The organism is Chromobacterium sp. Ag138, from assembly GCF_055181315.1.
Window position 1 is genome coordinate 1,961,812 of record NZ_JBUPWA010000001.1, and the last position, 17,039, is coordinate 1,978,850.

At 64.6% G+C, this 17,039-nt stretch carries 20 protein-coding genes; 3 read left to right on the forward strand and 17 right to left on the reverse strand.

The window, feature by feature from the left end:
* The 6 genes from ugpE to ACY3GB_RS08970 form a co-directional block, all read right to left on the reverse strand.
* Entirely contained in the window at positions 1–840 is an 840-nt protein-coding gene (ugpE, locus tag ACY3GB_RS08945) for a sn-glycerol-3-phosphate ABC transporter permease UgpE (protein ID WP_463088425.1), read from the reverse strand.
* Positions 840–1,721: a sn-glycerol-3-phosphate ABC transporter permease UgpA gene (ugpA, locus tag ACY3GB_RS08950; RefSeq protein ID WP_463088426.1), complete on the reverse strand. Its 882-nt coding sequence runs from the start codon at positions 1,719–1,721 to the stop codon at positions 840–842. Before ugpA ends, ugpE begins: the two co-directional genes overlap by 1 nt.
* Positions 1,722–1,778: 57 nt before the next feature.
* Positions 1,779–3,107 (reverse strand): sn-glycerol-3-phosphate ABC transporter substrate-binding protein UgpB, encoded by a 1,329-nt coding sequence (ugpB, locus tag ACY3GB_RS08955; RefSeq protein WP_463088427.1) that lies wholly within the window; start codon positions 3,105–3,107, stop codon positions 1,779–1,781.
* 175 nt (positions 3,108–3,282) lie between these two features.
* Positions 3,283–4,293, reverse strand: a complete 1,011-nt coding sequence (locus tag ACY3GB_RS08960) for a cytochrome d ubiquinol oxidase subunit II (RefSeq protein WP_011137204.1) — start codon at positions 4,291–4,293, stop codon at positions 3,283–3,285.
* On the reverse strand, positions 4,290–5,636 hold the full coding sequence (locus ACY3GB_RS08965; protein WP_463088428.1) for a cytochrome ubiquinol oxidase subunit I: 1,347 nt from the start codon (positions 5,634–5,636) through the stop codon (positions 4,290–4,292). The genes ACY3GB_RS08960 and ACY3GB_RS08965 overlap by 4 nt, the downstream gene beginning before the upstream one ends.
* The gene (locus tag ACY3GB_RS08970; protein WP_021476669.1) at positions 5,633–6,208 is read right to left on the reverse strand and encodes a GbsR/MarR family transcriptional regulator; all 576 of its coding nucleotides are present in this window, start codon (positions 6,206–6,208) and stop codon (positions 5,633–5,635) included. Before ACY3GB_RS08970 ends, ACY3GB_RS08965 begins: the two co-directional genes overlap by 4 nt.
* A 740-nt stretch (positions 6,209–6,948) precedes the next feature.
* Between ACY3GB_RS08970 and ACY3GB_RS08975 the strand changes: the two genes are divergently transcribed.
* Complete coding sequence (locus ACY3GB_RS08975; protein WP_463088429.1) at positions 6,949–7,278, forward strand: DUF2322 family protein; 330 nt, start codon at positions 6,949–6,951, stop codon at positions 7,276–7,278.
* A gap of 1 nt (position 7,279) precedes the next feature.
* Here ACY3GB_RS08975 and ACY3GB_RS08980 read toward each other — a convergent pair whose 3' ends face one another.
* The 10 genes from ACY3GB_RS08980 to ACY3GB_RS09025 all read right to left on the reverse strand — a co-directional run bounded on the left by ACY3GB_RS08980 (position 7,280) and on the right by ACY3GB_RS09025 (position 14,423).
* Positions 7,280–8,590 carry an anaerobic C4-dicarboxylate transporter family protein gene (locus ACY3GB_RS08980; RefSeq protein ID WP_463088430.1) on the reverse strand — a complete coding sequence of 437 codons (1,311 nt, stop codon included), beginning with the start codon at positions 8,588–8,590 and terminating at the stop codon, positions 7,280–7,282.
* Between the two features lie 86 nt (positions 8,591–8,676).
* Positions 8,677–9,585: a GNAT family N-acetyltransferase gene (locus ACY3GB_RS08985; RefSeq protein WP_463088431.1), complete on the reverse strand. Its 909-nt coding sequence runs from the start codon at positions 9,583–9,585 to the stop codon at positions 8,677–8,679.
* 124 nt (positions 9,586–9,709) lie between these two features.
* A complete protein-coding gene (gene rplI, locus ACY3GB_RS08990) occupies positions 9,710–10,159 on the reverse strand; it encodes a 50S ribosomal protein L9 (RefSeq protein ID WP_021476673.1) in 450 nt (149 codons plus the stop codon).
* 22 nt (positions 10,160–10,181) lie between these two features.
* Positions 10,182–10,409, reverse strand: a complete 228-nt coding sequence (gene rpsR, locus ACY3GB_RS08995; RefSeq protein ID WP_011137185.1) for a 30S ribosomal protein S18 — start codon at positions 10,407–10,409, stop codon at positions 10,182–10,184.
* A 5-nt stretch (positions 10,410–10,414) separates the two neighbouring features.
* A complete protein-coding gene (priB, locus tag ACY3GB_RS09000) occupies positions 10,415–10,714 on the reverse strand; it encodes a primosomal replication protein N (RefSeq protein ID WP_021476674.1) in 300 nt (99 codons plus the stop codon).
* Between the two features lie 18 nt (positions 10,715–10,732).
* A complete protein-coding gene (rpsF, locus tag ACY3GB_RS09005) occupies positions 10,733–11,110 on the reverse strand; it encodes a 30S ribosomal protein S6 (protein ID WP_021476675.1) in 378 nt (125 codons plus the stop codon).
* A 156-nt stretch (positions 11,111–11,266) separates the two neighbouring features.
* Positions 11,267–11,563: a hypothetical protein gene (locus ACY3GB_RS09010; protein ID WP_463088432.1), complete on the reverse strand. Its 297-nt coding sequence runs from the start codon at positions 11,561–11,563 to the stop codon at positions 11,267–11,269.
* Positions 11,564–11,623: 60 nt separating this feature from the next.
* On the reverse strand, positions 11,624–11,947 hold the full coding sequence (locus ACY3GB_RS09015) for a metal-sensitive transcriptional regulator (RefSeq protein ID WP_021476678.1): 324 nt from the start codon (positions 11,945–11,947) through the stop codon (positions 11,624–11,626).
* A 48-nt stretch (positions 11,948–11,995) separates the two neighbouring features.
* Positions 11,996–13,474 (reverse strand): multicopper oxidase family protein, encoded by a 1,479-nt coding sequence (locus tag ACY3GB_RS09020; protein WP_463088433.1) that lies wholly within the window; start codon positions 13,472–13,474, stop codon positions 11,996–11,998.
* A 157-nt stretch (positions 13,475–13,631) separates the two neighbouring features.
* Positions 13,632–14,423 (reverse strand): inositol monophosphatase family protein, encoded by a 792-nt coding sequence (locus ACY3GB_RS09025; protein ID WP_463088434.1) that lies wholly within the window; start codon positions 14,421–14,423, stop codon positions 13,632–13,634.
* 145 nt (positions 14,424–14,568) lie between these two features.
* Between ACY3GB_RS09025 and ACY3GB_RS09030 the strand changes: the two genes are divergently transcribed.
* A complete protein-coding gene (locus ACY3GB_RS09030; protein WP_463088435.1) occupies positions 14,569–15,330 on the forward strand; it encodes an RNA methyltransferase in 762 nt (253 codons plus the stop codon).
* A 34-nt stretch (positions 15,331–15,364) separates the two neighbouring features.
* Entirely contained in the window at positions 15,365–16,231 is an 867-nt protein-coding gene (locus ACY3GB_RS09035) for a DUF1853 family protein (protein ID WP_463088436.1), read from the forward strand.
* A gap of 47 nt (positions 16,232–16,278) precedes the next feature.
* On the opposite strand, the gene fnr is transcribed toward ACY3GB_RS09035, so the two are convergent.
* Complete coding sequence (gene fnr, locus ACY3GB_RS09040) at positions 16,279–17,025, reverse strand: fumarate/nitrate reduction transcriptional regulator Fnr (protein WP_463088437.1); 747 nt, start codon at positions 17,023–17,025, stop codon at positions 16,279–16,281.
* Between the last annotated feature and the right edge of the window lie 14 nt (positions 17,026–17,039).

Below are 17,039 nucleotides of genomic sequence, written 5' to 3' on the forward strand. Positions count from 1 at the left end.
TCATTTCTCGTTGTCCACCAGGCCCTTGACGAACCAGCGCTGCATGCCGATCACCACCGCCAGCGGCGGCAGCAGGGTCAAGAGCGCCGACGCCATCACCAGGTGCCACTGCACCGCGCCCTCGCCCAGCATGCCCTTGATCGCGATCACCGAGGTGGACATCGCCGGATCATGGGTGACCAAGAGCGGCCACAGATACTGGTTCCAGCCGTAGATGAAGGTGATCACGAACAAGGCCGCGATATTGGTGCGCGACAAGGGCAGCACCACGTCCACCATGAAGCGGATCGGCCCCGCGCCGTCCACCCGCGACGCCTCCATCAATTCCTTGGGCAGCGTCATGAAGAACTGCCGCAGCAGGAAGGTGGCGGTGGCGGACGCGATCAAGGGCAGCGTCAGGCCGGTATAGCTGTTGATCAGCCCCATCTTGGTCACCACTTCCACCGTCGGGAAAATGCGCACCTCCACCGGCAGCATCAGCGTGGCGAAGATCAGCGCGAAGCCGGTCTTGCGCAGCGGGAAGCGGAAATAGACGATGGCGTAGGCCGACAGGAAGGAAATGACGATCTTGCCGACGGCGATCAGCATCGCCATCACGAAGCTGTTCCACAGCGTGCGCGCCAGCGGCACCGCCAATCCGCCGCTGCCGTTCCACAGCACGGTGTCGAGGTTGGTCCACAGCTGGCTGCCGGGTAGGAGCGACAGCGGCACCCGCGTCACCTGATCGGCGCTCTGGCTGGCCGCGGCGAACATCAGATACAAGGGAAAGGCCACCACCAGCATGCCCGCGATCAGCATCGCGTGGCAGAACAGGTCCAGCCCTTTGCGGTTCTCCACCATCAGTACTGCACCTTTCTTTCCACGTAACGGAACTGGATCAGCGTCAACAGGCCGACCACCGCCATCAGCACCACCGACTGCGCGGCCGAACTGCCCAGGTCCAGGCCCTTGAAGCCTTCCAGATACACCTTGAGGATCATGGTCTCGGTGGACTTGCCCGGCCCGCCGCCGGTGGCCGCGTCGATCACCGCGAAGGTATCGAAGAAGGCGTACACCAGGTTGACCACCAGCAGGAAGAAGCTGGTCGGCGACAGCAGCGGGAACACCAGGTCGCGGAAGCGGCGCAAGGGGCCGGCGCCGTCTATCGCCGCGGCTTCGATCAAGGACGCCGGTATCGCCTGCAGGCCGGCGTAGAAGAACAGGAAGTTGTAGCTGAGCTGCTTCCAGGCCGAGGCCAGCACCACCAGCAGCAGCGCCTGGCCGCCGTTGAGCGCGTGGTTCCACTCGTAGCCGGCCTCGCGCAACAGGTAGCTGATCCAGCCCAGGCTGGGGTTGAACAGGAACAGCCACAGCACCGCCACCACCGACGGCGCGATGGCGTACGGCGCGATCAGCACCGTCTGGTAGACGCGCCTGCCGCGGACGATCTGGTTGGCCATCACCGCCAGGATCAGCGCGCTGCCGGTGCCCAGCAAGGTCACCAGCGCGCTGAACAGCAGCGTGGTCTGGATGGTGCCCAGATACAGCGGGTCATGGCACAGCAGGCTGAAATTGGCCAGGCCGACGAACTGGCTGTCCAGGCCGAACGGGTCCTGCTGCTGCACCGACTGCCACAGCGCCTCCAGCGCCGGCCACAGGAAGAAGATCAAGGTGATCGCCAGCTGCGGCGCCATCAAGGCGAAACCCAGCCAGCGATTGGAAAAATGAATGCGATTCTGCATGCGTGGACTCTATCGAGAAAAACGGGCGGCCTCGCGGCGCGCCCGTTTCCGGATGGATCAATTGGCGGTTTTCTCGAAACGGCGCAGCAGCTCGTTGCCGCGCAGCACGGCGCTGTCCAGCGCGGCCTTGGCGCTCTTCTTGCCGGTCCACACTTCTTCCAGCTCTTCGTCCATCACCGTGCGGATCTGCGGCATGTAGCCCAGGCGCAGGCCGCGGGTGTAGGACTTGGGCGGCTTGTTCTGCATCTGGCGGGTGGCGATGTCGGCGCCCGGGTTCTTGTCGTAGAAGCCCTGCTTGCGGGAAAGATCGTAAGCCGCGGTCACCACCGGCAGATAACCGGTGTCCTGGTGCCACTTGGCCATCACTTCCGGCGAGGTCAGCATCTTGAAGAAGCGGGCCACGCCCTTGTACTCGGACGGGGACTTGCCGGCCATCACCCACAGGCTGGCGCCGCCGATCAAGGCGTTCTGCGGCGCGCCCTTCACCGCCGGATCGTAGGGCATCATGCCCATGCCGAAGGCGAATTTCGCGTTCTTGCGGATATTGGCCAGCGAGCCGGAGCTGCCGGTCATGATGCCGCATTCGCCGCTGTAGAACTTCAGCGTGGCCTCGTCCTTGCGGCCGGCGTAGCTGAAGGTGCCGTCCTTGGCCATCTTGGCCAGGAATTCGATGTGCTTGACCTGGACCGGGCCGTTGAACTGCAGCGTGGCGTTGCCGCCGCCGAAGCCGTTGTCCTGGCTGGCGAACGGCAGGCTGTGCCAGGCGCTGAAGTTCTCCAGCTGCACCCAGCCCTGCCAGCCGGTGCTGTAGCCGCAACGCATGCCGGAAGCCTTCAGCTTGGCGGCGGCGGCGGCCAGTTCCGGCCAGGTCTTGGGCGGCGCGTCCGGCAGGCCGGCCTTCTTGAACGCGTCCTTGTTGTAGTACAGCACCGGGGTGGAAGCATTAAACGGCAGGGACAGCAGATGGCCGGTCTTGGCGTCGCTGTAATAGCTGGCCACCGCCGGGATGAAGGCTTTCTCGTCCAGCTTTTCGCCGGCGTCGGCCATCACCTGATATACCGGCTTGACCGCTTTCTTGGCCTGGATCATGGTGGCGGTGCCCACTTCGAACACCTGGACGACGGCGGGCGCGTTGCCGCTGCGGTAGGCGGCGATGGCCGCGGCCAGCGACTCGTCGTACTGGCCCTTGTACACCGGCACCACCTTGTAGTCCTTCTGGCTGGCGTTGAACTGGGCGGCGATGGCATTGACGCGGTCGCCCAGCGAGCCTTCCATCGAATGCCAGAACTGGATTTCGGTGGCGGCCTGCGCCGGCAGGGACAAGGCCAGCGTCAGCGGCGCGAGCGCGGCGGCGCGGCGTAAGGTGAGGGACAGGGCTCGGGACATCGGCTTCTCCATTTATCGTTATGGCGGCTGGCATTCACGCGGCGGATTGTGGCCGGACAAAATGACAGTATCGTTACGATAATATGACATTAAATTTGCATCAAGACGCAAAAATGGAATGAAGACGCAAAAAAAGCGCGCCATGCCGGCGCGCTTTTTTGTTTTTTGCCCCGATCTACTGGTAGCTGAGCTTGTCGGCCTTGCCCCAGAACACCCGGTAGGCGAAAGCGGTGTAGCCGATGATGCAGGGCAGCACCACGATGGCGCCCCACAGTATCACCCACAGCGCTTCTGGGTCCGCCGCCGCCTGCCAGATGGTCATCCGGCCCAGCACCACCTCCGGAAACACGCTGTAAGTCAGTCCCCAGAACGACAGCAGCACGATGCCGACGCTGGCGGCGAACGGCAGCCAGCAGAAGCTGTCGTTGCCGGCGGCCTGACGGCGGGCCAGCCTGGGCAGGCAGGCGATCAGCAGCACGAACAGCGCCAGCGTGCCCAGCGGCAGCGGCAGCAACAGCAGGAATTGCGGCAGCGCGAACCACTTGGCGGCGATGGCCGGATTGGCCAGCGGCGTCACCAGCGACACCGCCACCACCGCGGTGCCGGCGCCGTACAGGCTCAGCTGCGCCCAACGTATCGCCTTGGCCTGCAAGCCGCCATGGGCCTTCATCACCAGCCAGCAGGCGCCGAGTAGCGCGTAGGCCAGCGCCAGGCCGATGCCCACCACCAACGAGAACAGCCAGGAAGTGGAGGTGTCGGCGAAGCCGGTCAGATAGCGGCCCAGCATCACGCCCTGGGCCAGCGCCGCCAGCATCGAGCCGCCGGCGAAGGCCGCGTTCCACCACGGCTTGTGCGGGTCCTGCGCCTTGACGCGGAAGTCGAAGGCCACGCCGCGCAGGATCAGCCCCACCAGCATCGCCAGCACCGGCAGGTACAGCGCGCCGAACACCACGCCGTGCGCCAGCGGGAAAGCCACCAGCAGCAGGCCCGCGCCCAGCACCAGCCAAGTTTCGTTGGCGTCCCAGAACGGCCCGATGGACGCGATCATCAGATCCTTTTCCTCGTCGCTGGCCAGCGGCAGCAGGATGCCGACGCCGAGGTCGAAGCCGTCCAGCACCACGTACACCAGCATCGCCAGCGCCATCAGCCCGGCGAATACCGCCGGCAGGTAATAAGCCTCGCTCATGCCAGTTTCTCCTTCAGTTGGGCGGCGGCCGCCAGTTCAGGCGCGCCGGCCTTGCGCGCCAGGTGGAACAGCACCGAGACATAGGCCACCAGCAGCAGCGCGTACAAGGCCAGATAGGTGCCCAGCGAGGTGAACAGCATCGGCGCGGTGGCCGCCCCCGCCGCCTGCGCGGTGGTGAGAATGCCGGTCACCAGCCAGGGCTGGCGGCCGATCTCGGTGACGAACCAGCCGGCCAGCGTGGCGATCCAGCCGGAAAAGGTCATCGCCACCAGCAGGCGCGCCAGCTTGGGGTTCAGCTCCCCGCGCTTCTTCAGCTGCCAGGCGGCCAGCCACGACGCCAGCAGCATCAGCCCGCCCATCGCCACCATCACGCGGAAGCTCCAGAACACCTTGGCCACCGGCGGATGCTGCTCGAACTCGTTCAAGCCCTTGATCTCGCCGCCCCACTGGTGGGTGAGGATCAGGCTGCCCAGCTGCGGCACGCCGATGGCGTAATCGTTGCTGCGGGTTTCGGCGTTGGGCAGCGCGAACAGCAGCAGCGGCACGTCCTTCTCGGTATGCCAGATGCCTTCTATCGCCGCCAGCTTGGCCGGCTGGTGCTTCAGGGTGTTGAGGCCGTGCATGTCGCCGACGAACATCTGCAGCGGAATCAGCAGCGCGGCCAGGAACACGCCGGTCTTCAAGGCCACCATCATGCCGCGCCCGCGCTCCCCGCGCAGGTAGCGGTAGGCGGACAGGCCGGCGATCAGGAAGGCCACGGTCAAGCCGGAGGCCAGCAGCATGTGGGTCAGCCGGTACGGCATCGACGGATTGAAGATGACATCTATCCAGCTGAGCACATGGGCGCGGCCGTCGCGCATCACGTGGCCGGTCGGCGTCTGCATCCAGGAATTGAGCGCGATGATCCAGAACGCCGACAGCGTGTTGCCGCCCGCCACCAGCAAGGTGGACAGCGTGTGCACCTTCTCCGGCACCCGGCTCCGCCCGAACAGCATGATGCCGAGGAAACCGGCCTCCAGAAAGAAAGCGGTCAGGATCTCGTAGGCCAGCAGCGGGCCGGCGATATTGCCCACCGTCTGCATATAGCCCGGCCAGTTGGTGCCGAACTGGAAGCTCATCGTCACGCCGGACACCACGCCCAGCGCGAACGACAGCGCGAAGATCTTCACCCAGAAGCCGTAGGCGTCCATCCAGCCCTGGTCGCCGGTCTGGCGGAAACGCACCTTGAAGAACAGCAGCACCCAGGCCATCGCGATGTTGATGGTGGGAAACAGGATGTGAAAGCTGATATTGGTGGCGAACTGGATGCGCGCCAGCGTGACGGGGTCGATTTCAGTCATCATTCTGCGTGCTCCCGATCATGATCGCGGTTGCCCAGGCGGGACAGGGATTGGGTGAACTGCAGCACCTTCTGTACCTGCGAGCCCAGCTTCATCAGCCGCTGCAGGGTTTCCACGTCCATGTGCTGGATGTCGGAGAACCAGGTGGTGACCAGTTCGATCAGCTGGTACATCTCCTTCATCCTGGCCTGCGCGTGCTGCTCGGCCTCGCTGGCCGGGCTTTCCATGATGGCGCCGCGCAGCATGGTCAGAGTCGGCTCCACCTCTCGCTTCTTGCGCTCCTCGGCCAGGGTTTTGAAGATCAGCCACACGTCTTCCGGCGTGGAGAAGTATTCGCGGCGGTCGCCGGGAAAGTGCTGCAGCTTGACCAGCCGCCACGACTGCAGCTCCTTCAGCCCCATGCTGACATTGGAGCGGGAACAGCCGATCGCCTCGCCGATCTCGTCGGCGTTCAGCGGTTTTTCCGATACATACAACAAGGCGTAGATCTGGCCGACGGTGCGGTTGATGCCCCAGCGGCTGCCCATCTCGCCGAAGTGCAGCACGAAGGCCTGCACCAGTGGTGGAATATTCATGACATTCTCAACTTTCAGGAATTTCTGAAACTTTGATATGAATCATAGTTGCCGAAGATAGTTCGGGTCAAGATGAACAAAGTCTGATCTGTAGGCTTGACCACAAGCCATCGTCATGAAGATGGTTGCAAAAAAGGCCATGCATGGCATGGCCTTGACCGTGGGAATCGGCTCCGCAATGCCATGAGCATCACGCCGCGCCCGCGTTTCAGCGTCCGGCCGCGCGCACTCGCGCGGCTTGATTGGCGGCGTTCGCTGTCCGCTCCTCCCGCGTCTGGCAACTCCTCCCCGCCAGATGCAGGGCGCACAGACGCCCCGCCTCGCAGCGGCTCATGAGCCGGCTCGACAGGATCAGCCGCCGGCGCAAACCGGTACCGTTGAAATGAATCGGGGTTGTCGAAGCTTACCTCTTCGACAACCCCGTTCAAGGGCGGCTTTGCCGCTCTCATCCTCCCCTTTGCAGACTGGCGCGCGGGCCTCCCGACCCTGCTCACAGCTCCGGATGCATAAAGCAAACAGCGTGCCAGCCTGCATTACGTTTGAAAACGCCGTTTCAAACAAACATATCAAGGTGAAGCGCCAAAATTGGCACCATTACGGTGCAAAAGCGGCTAAAAACGCACCAATATGAAACATTCGTTAACACTTGCTGTCAGTTTAATGAATGCCGTCCACTAGAACTGTCATCTTTAGCCCTTATCCTAGACGGACAGGCAACACACATAACAAGGAGAATGACCATGACCCCGTTCCAGGACCTGCTGCAAACCCTGCCGGCCACCGACGGCATCGAAGCCATCGTCTTGCTCAATCCGGAAGGCGAAGCGATGCACCGGCTGGAAAACCTGCCCGGCACCGCCGGCTCGCTGCGCGTCTACCACGCGCTGGTCAAACGACACGGCCACATCGACCGCAAGGCCGCGCGCGAGGGGCTGGAGCTGTTCGCCGAACACACCGCCGCCGCCCGCGCCCATCCCGGCAGCCATCCCAACATCGACCGCCTGCTGGCCATCGCCGAACAGGGCGCGCCCGGCCTGCGCGCCCGCGTGGTGCTGAAGGCGGAAGACTGAATCACCTCAGCGCCATCAGGCCGAACCCCGCCGCGATCGACACCGCGGTGCTCACCAGCCCCGGCACGATGAAGCTGTGGTTGAACACCCAGCGCCCGATGCGGGTGGTGCCGGTGTAATCCATCTCCACCGCGGCGATCAGGCTGGGATAGCTGGGCAGCACGTAAACGCCCACCACCGCAGGGTAAATGGCGATCAGCACCGGCGCCGCGATGCCCAGCGACAGCCCCAGCGGCATCATCACCTTGGTGGTCGCCCCCTGGCTGAACAGGATCACCGCCATCGTGAACACCGCGAAGGCGAACAGCCACGGCGCCGATTCGATGATGCCGACGATGTTGTGCTTGAACAGCGGCAGATTCGCCTGGATGAAGGTGTCGCTCATCCAGGCCGCCCCCAGGATGGTCACCGCCGCCACCGCGCCGGAGCGGAACATGCTGCCCGACACCATGGCCTGCAGATCCGCCTTGCACGCCAATACCGCCAGCGCGGAGTAAGCCAGCATGCACATCTGGATCACATCCACCATCGCCACCGGCTCCATGCCCTTGGCGCCGGGCCAGGCCGGCCGCAGCTGCGGCATGGCGGCCAGGCACACGATCAGCGCCACGGTGAACAGGAAGCCGTATACCGACCAGGCGGCGGTGCGCGGCAAGGCCTCCTCCGAACCGGTTTGCGGCCGGCTGACGCGCCCTTCCTCCAGCCTGCGGCGGTAGACCGGGTCGTCGGCCAGCTCGCGGCCGTAGCGCAGCATGACCGCGCCGCCCGCCAGCGCGCCGAGCAGCGTCGCCGGGATGCTGATCATGATGATGTCGGTCAGCGCGACGCCGTGCGGCGCCAGCACCGTGGCCAGCGCCACGGTGGCGGCCGACACCGGGCAGGCGACGATGGCGTTCTGCGACGCCACGGTCAGGCCGGCCAGCGGCCGCTCCGGCCGGATGCCGGTCTTCTCGGCCACCTCCACCACGATGGGCATCAGCGCCAGCGCGATGAAGCCGGTGCCGGCGAGGAAGGTGGACAGCCAGCCCACCAGCGGCGCCAGCAGCACGATGTGGCGCGGATTGCGCCGCAGCAGCCGCGCGGCGACGCCCACCATGTAATCCAGCCCGCGCGCCGACTGCAGCGCCGCCGACGCGGTGATGACCGAGATGATGATCAGGATCACGTCTATCGGCGCGTGGCCGGGCTTGAGGCCGAAGACGAAGGTCAGGATGAACAGGCCGGCGCCGCCGGTGACGCCCAGCCCGATGCCGCCCATGCGCACGCCGAGGAAGATCAGCCCCAGCACCACTACGAGTTGCAGGTATACCATGATGCGACTTTCTGCATTGTCAGGCCCATATTGTCGCAATAAGCCAACAGCCGCGGATTGTCCTTGATCAGGGCATTCTGATATTGCTACAAATCGCGCGCCATCGCGATCTCGCAAGCCCCATGGCCGGTATCGCCCCAATGCGTGTCCAGCCGGACAAAGCCCTCGGACGCGTACAGCGCCGTCGCCTCGCCCAGCGCGGCGGTGGTCTCCAGATAGCACTGCCGATAGCCCTGCGCCCGCGCCTCGTCCAGCAATAGCCGCAGCAAGCGCCGCCCCAGGCCGCGGCCGCGCAGCGCCGCGTCGAAATACATTTTCTGCAGCTCGCAAACGCCGGCCCAGCCCCCCGCCAGCGGCGCGATGCCGCCGCCGCCGAGCAGCCGCCCGCCCGGAGCGATCACCGCCAGGTAGTGCGAGCCCGGCCGGTCGTAAACCGGATGCAGCGCGTCCAGCTGCGGATCGAGAAAGCTGCAGCCCTGGCCCAGGCCGTATTCGGCCGACACCCGCCGTATCAGCGCCGCCAGCGCGCCGTTGTCCGCCGCCGCCAGCGGCCGGATCGCGTAGCCGCGCTGCCGATCGGCATGCTGCAGCGCCCGGCGGTACACGCGCAAGCCGCGCTCCAGCGCCGCCCGCTCCGGCGGGTCCAGCTGCGCCAGCACCCGCGCCATGTCGGCGTCCATCGCCGCGTGCAGGCGCCGCAGCCAATCGCGGCCCTGATCGGTCAGCTCAGCCAGCTTGCTGCGGCCGTCTGCCGGATCCGCCAGCCAGGCGATCAGCCCGCGTTCGGCCAGCCGCTGCAGCGGCCGGCTGCTGTTGGATTTATCCACCCGCAGACGGCCGGCCAATTGCTGATTGCTGGCCGGCCCCGCCTCCAGCTCGATCAGCAGATGCGCCTCCACCGGGCTCAGCTCCACCTCGCCGCAGCGGCCGGCCAGCATGCCCAGCTCCCTGACGATGTCGCGCGACAAGGCGCGCAGCTCCCGCTCATCCATCATGCGTCTCTATATCATTGCGATACGCAACCATAAGCGATACAAGTTGCGCTACGCAACCATATTTTCGCCAGACGCGAAAAAGCCCGCCGAAGCGGGCTTTTCTCGAAGATTCCTGAAGCAGGAATTAAGCTTCGCCGACCACAACGATCTTGATCGGGGTAACCACGTCGTGGTGCAGGGCGATCTCGATGTCGTACTCGCCGATGGCCTTGAACGGGCCGTTCGGCAGACGAACTTCGAAACGCTTCACTTCCACGCCGAACGCGGTCACGGCTTCAGCCACGTCCACGTTGGTCACGGAGCCGAACAGACGACCATCCACACCCGCCTTCTGGGCGATGGTGATCACGGCTTCGTTCAGCTTCTCAGCGCGAACCTTGGCGTCGGCCAGGATTTCGGCTTGCTTGGCTTCCAGTTCGGCGCGGCGAGCGTCGAACTCTTTCAGGTTGGCTTCGGTAGCGCGCTTGGCTTTGCCTTGCGGGATCAGGAAGTTGCGGGCGAAGCCGTTCTTCACGTTGACCACGTCACCCAGTTGACCCAGGTTGGCAACTTTTTCGAGCAGAATGATTTGCATCTTTTAAGTTCCTTTCCCGGTCTTAGTGCTGGTCGGTGTACGGCAGGAAAGCCAGGAAGCGAGCACGCTTGATAGCGGTGGTCAGCTGACGCTGGTAGCGAGCCTTGGTACCGGTGATGCGAGCCGGGATGATTTTGCCGTTTTCGGCGATGAAATCTTTCAGGAGATCAACGGATTTGTAGTCGATTTCCTTGATGCCTTCTGCCGTGAAGCGGCAGAACTTCTTGCGCTTGAAGAGTTGACGAGCCATTTTGACTAACCTTTTACAAATTCAACATATTCGATATTGAGTACCAACCGCGGATTGCGCAGACTGCGCTGGCCGAGGAATCCGGTGACGTTGATCACCTGCCCCGCCAGTTTCCCGGAATGTTTCCGGGCGTCGTCGCCTATCCACACGGCCTGTATATCGCAGGCCACATCGCGTTCGAATCCGCCAGCTGTCTGTCTAGACTGATGCTTGAGCCACATTTCCACTACCGGCAAGCCGGCGGGCGTGTATCTCAGCGCATCCTCGCGTTCAACCGTGACGGTCAATACCAGACGGTTCTGCAAGTCCGTTACCTCTGCCGATTAGGCAGAAGCTTCGGCCTCGGCTGCCGGCTGCTGGGCGTCCAGCAGGTTTTTAGCCTTTTCGTCCTTCATCATCGGGGACGCGTCGGTGATGGCGCGGTCCAGCTTGATGCTGAGGTGACGCAGAACAGCGTCGTTGAACTTGAAGGCGTGCTCGATCTCGGCCAGGGTTTCCGACTGGCACTCAACGTTCATCAGAACGTAGTGAGCTTTGTGCAGCTTCTGGATCGGGTAAGCCAGTTGGCGGCGGCCCCAGTCTTCCAGACGGTGGATCTTGCCTTCGGCGGCCAGAACCATACCCTTGTAGCGTTCGATCATGGCCGGGACCTGTTCGGACTGGTCCGGGTGCACGATGAACACGATTTCGTAATGGCGCATGTGAACTCCTTTTGGCTATTCGTAGCCTTCCGCCATGCGATTGCGAAAGGCAAGGTAGTAAACCGCAGCATTCTACGCACTTTGCCGCGGCCAGGCAAACTTTAAGCGCGTTAATTCAGGAACATCCACGCGCTGCGCCGCCAAAACGCGGCGGATTTACAACTTCTTGTCGCGCTTGATGTCCACCACCACGCCGTTGCGCAGCGTAACGATGGTGTTGTAGGGAATCTGGCCGTCGGCCAGCCAGGACAGCTGGCGGGTGGTGGACACGGTGGCCACGCCGCTGGCGAGCCTGCCCTGGTTGCTGTCGCTGCCGTAATCCGGCGCGCCGGCCATGGACACCACTTCGGCTTCCAGCATGCCGTTGTGCAGCTTGATGTAGGTTTCGAACGGAATCGGCGCAGCGTGGGCGGCGCCGGCGAGCAACAACGCGAGACATGCCAGTTTTTTCATTTCCGACTCCCGGTTAAAGAAACGAAAGCCCGCCAATGCGGGCTTTCTCAAGGCTTGGCTTCAGCGCACCTTCTTCACCACATCGATCAGCTCGGTCACCATGCCGGTGGCGTCGCCCTGCTGCAGCGCGCGCGAAACGCAGCCCTTCATGTGGTTCTCCAGCAACTGCAGCGCCACCGCGTCCAGCGCCGACTTCACCGCCGCCACCTGGGTCAGCACGTCCACGCAGTAGCGGTCGGACTCGATCATGCCGCTGATGCCGCGCACCTGGCCCTCGATCCGCGCCAGGCGCTTCAACAGCGCGGCCTTGCCGGGCTGCACCACGCTGCGCTCGGCCTGCGCCGCCTCATGGCAGCACTCCTGGGGAGAATGTGTATCGCCCATGACGGTTCCTGGATTTTTCATATCGGCATTATCGCCCATCCCATCGCGCTAGGCACGGACATCCAGCGTCCCCATCATGCCGGCGTCCTCGTGCTCCAGAATATGGCAGTGGAACATCCGCGGCCCCGGCATGTCCTGGCGGAAGCGCAGCCTGACCTTCTGCGCCGGCGGCACGTTGACCACATCGCGCCAGGCGAGGTAGGGCTCGCGCCGCCAGCCCTTGCCGTCATGCCGCTCCGTCACCTGGAACTGGGTGCCGTGCAGATGGAAGGGATGGTCCATATCGGCCTGGTTGTCGATTTCCCACTCCTCCACCGCGCCGACCTTGCCGGTGAAGTCCATCCGGTCCATGTCGAAGGTCTTGCCGTTGATCAGGAACATCGCCGCCGGATTGGCCATATCCTCGCTGAAGACCACGCGCCGCATCACCGCAGGCTTCGGCAGCGGATCGATCCGGCGCAGGCTAGCCGGCAAAGAGGCGGTGACGGCCGCGCTCCCGGCTTCGATGTCCAGCAAGGGCAGCGCTTTGTCCTGCTCCGGCGCCATCATCTTGCCGCGCGCGTACGGCAACGCGACCAGGCCGACCGGCTTACCGGCGGCGAAGCGGCCGGTGACGGCCAGCTCCGCGCGCGCGCCCGGCGGCAGCACGACAGATTCGACCCGGCGCGGCTTTTCGATCAGCCCGCCATCGGTCCCGACCAGCCAGACCTCGTGCGCCGGCAGCACCAGCTTCAGCACCCGCGCGCTGGTCGCGTTCCAGATCCGCCAGCGCTGGCGCTCGCCGCGCCCCAGCGCCAGCCTGGGCCGCCACGCGCCGTTGACCAGCACGAACTGCCCCTCGCGGCCGTCCATCTTGTCGGCGTCGCTGTTGGCGGCGATCTTGCCGTCCTCGTCCAGCTTCAGATCGGACAGCACCAGCCAGCGCTCCGGCAGATGGCCCAGCGGATCGTCGCGCCCCCTCACCACGAACACGCCGGCGAGTCCGCGGTACACCTGCTCGGCGGTATGGCCGTGCGGATGCGGGTGGTACCAGTAGCTGCCGGCGCTGCCGGCCGGCAAGGAGAAACGGTAGTCGCGGCCGTGGCCGGGCAGGACCGGGTCATGCGGATTGCCGTCCTGGTCGGCCGGAATCGGCAGGCCATGCCAATGCACGGTGGTCGGCTGCGGCAAGCGGTTGTCGAAGCGCAGGGCCAGCGTCTCGCCCTCTGACAACTCGATCGCCGGGCCCGGCACGCTGTCGTTGTATGCCCAGAACGCCGTCGCCGGCTTGCCGGGCAGCAAGGGCAGGCTCACCGCGGCCGCGGTCAGGCAGCCCTGCAGCGCGCCGTCCTTGCGCTCCAGCGGCAGCCGTTTCAGCTCCGGCAGCGGCAGGCCCCTGGCCAAACCCAGGGCCGCGGCATCCGGCATCGCCTCTCCCATCGCCATCGCCCCGCGGCCCGCATGGGCGGATTCGGCCGCAGCCTGTCTGAACAACCATGGGGACAAAGCCAGCGCGGCCCCCCATCGCATCATTTGACGTCTTTGCATCGCGCGCTCCATTGAGAGCCTGTCTAAGGCCTTAATACCCCCATCGGGTATATTGAACCTAGAGTGGCGGCGATGGCAACAGTTCCGCGCGCTGTGCTTGCGGGCATAAAAAAACGGCAGACCGCGCGGTCTGCCGTTTTCGGAATGCTCTATCCGCTTACTTGCTTACGTGCGGCGCCAGCAGATGCAGCAGCTGGGCCAGCACCTTCGGGCTGCCGGCGACGATGTCGCCGGACTCGAACCAGCCCTGCTCGCCGGTGGGGTCGGTGACGATGCCGCCCGCTTCCTGCACGATCAGGCTGCCGGCCGCGATGTCCCACGGCTTCAGATTCAGTTCGAAGAAGCCTTCGGTGCGGCCGCAGGCGACGTTGCACAGATCCAGCGACGCGGCGCCTTCGCGGCGCACGCCGGCGGTCTTGCCGATCACGTCTTTCAGCATGCCCAGGTATTGGTCGAGGTAGCTCTGGTCGGCAACCGGGAAACCCGTGCCGATCAAGCATTCATTCATCATGAAGCGCTTGGAGACGCGGATGCGGCGATCGTTGAGGAAGGCGCCGACGCCGCGCGAGGCGGTGAACAGATCGTTGCGGTTCGGGTCGTAGACCACCGCCTGCTGGACCTGGCCCTTGTGCGCCAGCGCGATCGAGATGCCGTACTGGGGATGGCCGTGCAGGAAGTTGGTGGTGCCGTCGATCGGGTCGATGATCCATTCGTATTCGGAAGAACCCACGCCTTTGGCGCCGGACTCTTCTGCTAGAATCGCGTGCTTCGGATAGGCTTCGAGAATGACGCTGATGATCGCGTCTTCGGCGGCGCGATCCACCTCGGTCACAAAGTCATTGTGCTTTTTCTTCTCTACGCGGATGGCGTCGAGGTTGAGCGACGCGCGCTGGATAACACTGCCTGCGCGGCGAGCGGCTTTAACCGCGACATTGAGCATCGGATGCATTGACGGCCTCTACACTTGAACGATGGGCGGGTGTCCGTCGATGACGCGACACCCGCCGGTAACAATCTGGGTTAAGGAACAAAAAAACCCGACGCCTGGGCGCGGGCTTTTGGTATATGCCCGCTATTTTAATGTGAAAACGCCAATGAATAAACCCCAAGTACCTGATTTTCTGAAAAACATCCGCGTGGTGCTGGCCCGCCCCAACCATCCGGGCAATATCGGCTCGGCCGCGCGCGCGATGAAAACCATGGGTTTGAGCCGCCTGTACCTGGTCGAACCCAAGGTGTTTCCCAGCGACGAGGCCAACACGCTGGCCTCGGGCGCGGTGGACCTGCTGGAGAACGCCACCGTGGTTTCCACGCTGGCCGAGGCGCTGGCCGACGTCACCGTCACCTGCGCGCTGACCAGCCGCCGCCGCGAACTGACCACGCCGCTGTCCACCCCGCGCCAGACCACGCCGGAATTGATCGCCCGCGCCCGCAACGGCGAACAGGTGGCCCTGGTGTTCGGCAACGAGACCTTCGGCCTGTCGATCGAGGAAGTGGAGCAATGCAACCGCCTGGTGACCATCCCCGGCAACCCAGACTACTTCTCGCTGAATCTGGCGATGGCGGTGCAGGTGATGACCTACGAACTGTTCAGCCACACCGGCGTGGACGTGGAATACCTGCGCGCCGAGGGCGAGGCGGCGACGCAGAGCGAAGTGGACGGCATGTGCGGCCACCTGGAACAGGCGATGGACGAAATCGGCTACTTCCAACGCCGCAACAGCGAGCGGCTGATGCGCCGGATGCGCACCATGTTCCATCGCGCCGGGATGCTGCGCGAGGAGATCGACATCCTGCGCGGCTTCTACAAACAGGTGCAGCGCACCGCCTCCGGCCGTCCCGGGGATGCCGACTGAGCCCAGCCTCGCCCTGCCCTACGCGCGCCCCGCGGTGCGCGACCTCGCCTTTCTGCTGACCTCTCCTTCGCCCTGGCTGTGCGGCGCCGATCTGCCGCCGGAACGATTGCTGGGACCGGACGGCGAGGCGCTGCTGGCCCGGCTGGACCATGCGCCGGCCGAGCTGGAAGCCTGGCTGGCCGCCGCCCCCGGCAAGCGGCTGGGACAATATGCCGAACGGCTTTTTTCCTTCTGGTTTCACCAGGCGCCGCACATCGACCCCATCGCGGAAAATCTCAAAGTCATAAACCGGGAGCGCCGGACGATCGGGGAGTTCGACTTCCTGCTGCGGCTGGACGGCGAGCCCTGGCATCTGGAAACAGCCAGCAAGTTTTACCTTTCGCTGGGCGAAACCGCCGACGATCTGATCGGCCCCGGCCTCAATGACGCCTGGCGTTTGAAAGCGACCAAAACCACAACACAATTGCGGCTTTCCCGCCATTCCGACGCGCTTGCCATCCTGCCGGACGGTTTTCAGGACTGCCGCGCCGCGGCCCGGCTCTGCGGCTGGTTCTTCTATCCAGCGGACCAATCGCCGCCCGCGCCGCTCAATCCCCATCAACTGCGCGGCTGGCTCGCGCCGAGGGACACCCCCTGGCCGCGCGCCGGCGGCGATTCGCGCTGGGCCTGGCTGCCCAGGCTGTCATGGCTCGCCCCCGCGCTGCTGGCCGAAGCCGATACGCAGGACGAGGCCACCCTGCGCGCGCGGCTGCAAGCGATGCCGGCGCCGCAGTTGCTGGCCGAACTGCAAGCAGTCGGCGGCGGCCTGTGGCGCGAGGTCGCGCGCGGCTTTGCCGTTCCGCCCGGCTGGCCGGACCCGGCGCGCCTGGACGCGCTGAGGCTCAAAATCTCGCGGGCATGAAAAAAGGCAGGCGTCGCGCCTGCCTTGATTGCCGATTCCGGACTGCCTTAATGGCCGTCGGCGTGCATGCAGCCTGAAATCAGGTTTTTCAAATCGCCGACCTGCACCAGCTGGATGTGCTTGTGGTCGACGGTGATCCAGCCCTGCTGCTGGAACTTGGACAGCGTGCGGCTGACCGTCTCCAGCTTCAGGCCGAGGAAGCTGCCGATCTCTTCGCGGCTCATGCGCAGGATGAAGTCGTTGGCGGCGAAACCGCGGGTGGACAGCCGCTGCGACAGGTTCAGCAGGAAGGCGGCGATGCGCTCCTCCGCCTTCATGTTGCCCAACAGCAGCATCACGTTCTGGTCGCGCACGATCTCGCGGCTCATCAGGCGGTAGAAGTGGTGCTGCAGGCTGGGGATGTCGCGGGACAGCGACTCCATCCGGGTGAACGGCAGCTCGCACACTTCGCTGTCCTCCAGCGCCACCGCGTCGCAGCTGTGATTGCTGGAGGAAATGCCGTCCAGCCCCATCAGCTCGCCCGACATCAGGAAGCCGGTCACCTGCTCGCGGCCATCCTGGCTGGCGACACAGGTCTTGAAGAAACCGGTGCGGATCGCGTACAGCGACTTGAAGGACTCGCCGCTGCGGAATAGGTATTCGCCGCGCTTCAGGCGGCGGCTCTGGCGGATCACCGCGTCCAGTTGGCCCATTTCCTCTCGGTTCAAACCGACAGGCAGGCACAGCTCGCGCAGACTGCAGCTGGAGCAGGAGATTTTCAGCGTATGCAGGGAGGTATGGTTTTGTTCAGACATGCTGTGTGTGCTAC

Coding starts and splice junctions, on each gene's coding strand:
- ugpE (WP_463088425.1), bottom strand. CDS start 840: ATGGTGGAGAACCGCAAAGGGCTGGACCTGTTCTGCCACGCGATGCTG.
- ugpA (WP_463088426.1), bottom strand. CDS start 1,721: ATGCAGAATCGCATTCATTTTTCCAATCGCTGGCTGGGTTTCGCCTTG.
- ugpB (WP_463088427.1), bottom strand. CDS start 3,107: ATGTCCCGAGCCCTGTCCCTCACCTTACGCCGCGCCGCCGCGCTCGCG.
- ACY3GB_RS08960 (WP_011137204.1), bottom strand. CDS start 4,293: ATGAGCGAGGCTTATTACCTGCCGGCGGTATTCGCCGGGCTGATGGCG.
- ACY3GB_RS08965 (WP_463088428.1), bottom strand. CDS start 5,636: ATGATGACTGAAATCGACCCCGTCACGCTGGCGCGCATCCAGTTCGCC.
- ACY3GB_RS08970 (WP_021476669.1), bottom strand. CDS start 6,208: ATGAATATTCCACCACTGGTGCAGGCCTTCGTGCTGCACTTCGGCGAG.
- ACY3GB_RS08975 (WP_463088429.1), top strand. CDS start 6,949: ATGACCCCGTTCCAGGACCTGCTGCAAACCCTGCCGGCCACCGACGGC.
- ACY3GB_RS08980 (WP_463088430.1), bottom strand. CDS start 8,590: ATGGTATACCTGCAACTCGTAGTGGTGCTGGGGCTGATCTTCCTCGGC.
- ACY3GB_RS08985 (WP_463088431.1), bottom strand. CDS start 9,585: ATGATGGATGAGCGGGAGCTGCGCGCCTTGTCGCGCGACATCGTCAGG.
- rplI (WP_021476673.1), bottom strand. CDS start 10,159: ATGCAAATCATTCTGCTCGAAAAAGTTGCCAACCTGGGTCAACTGGGT.
- rpsR (WP_011137185.1), bottom strand. CDS start 10,409: ATGGCTCGTCAACTCTTCAAGCGCAAGAAGTTCTGCCGCTTCACGGCA.
- rpsF (WP_021476675.1), bottom strand. CDS start 11,110: ATGCGCCATTACGAAATCGTGTTCATCGTGCACCCGGACCAGTCCGAA.
- ACY3GB_RS09010 (WP_463088432.1), bottom strand. CDS start 11,563: ATGAAAAAACTGGCATGTCTCGCGTTGTTGCTCGCCGGCGCCGCCCAC.
- ACY3GB_RS09015 (WP_021476678.1), bottom strand. CDS start 11,947: ATGGGCGATACACATTCTCCCCAGGAGTGCTGCCATGAGGCGGCGCAG.
- ACY3GB_RS09020 (WP_463088433.1), bottom strand. CDS start 13,474: ATGCAAAGACGTCAAATGATGCGATGGGGGGCCGCGCTGGCTTTGTCC.
- ACY3GB_RS09025 (WP_463088434.1), bottom strand. CDS start 14,423: ATGCATCCGATGCTCAATGTCGCGGTTAAAGCCGCTCGCCGCGCAGGC.
- ACY3GB_RS09030 (WP_463088435.1), top strand. CDS start 14,569: ATGAATAAACCCCAAGTACCTGATTTTCTGAAAAACATCCGCGTGGTG.
- fnr (WP_463088437.1), bottom strand. CDS start 17,025: ATGTCTGAACAAAACCATACCTCCCTGCATACGCTGAAAATCTCCTGC.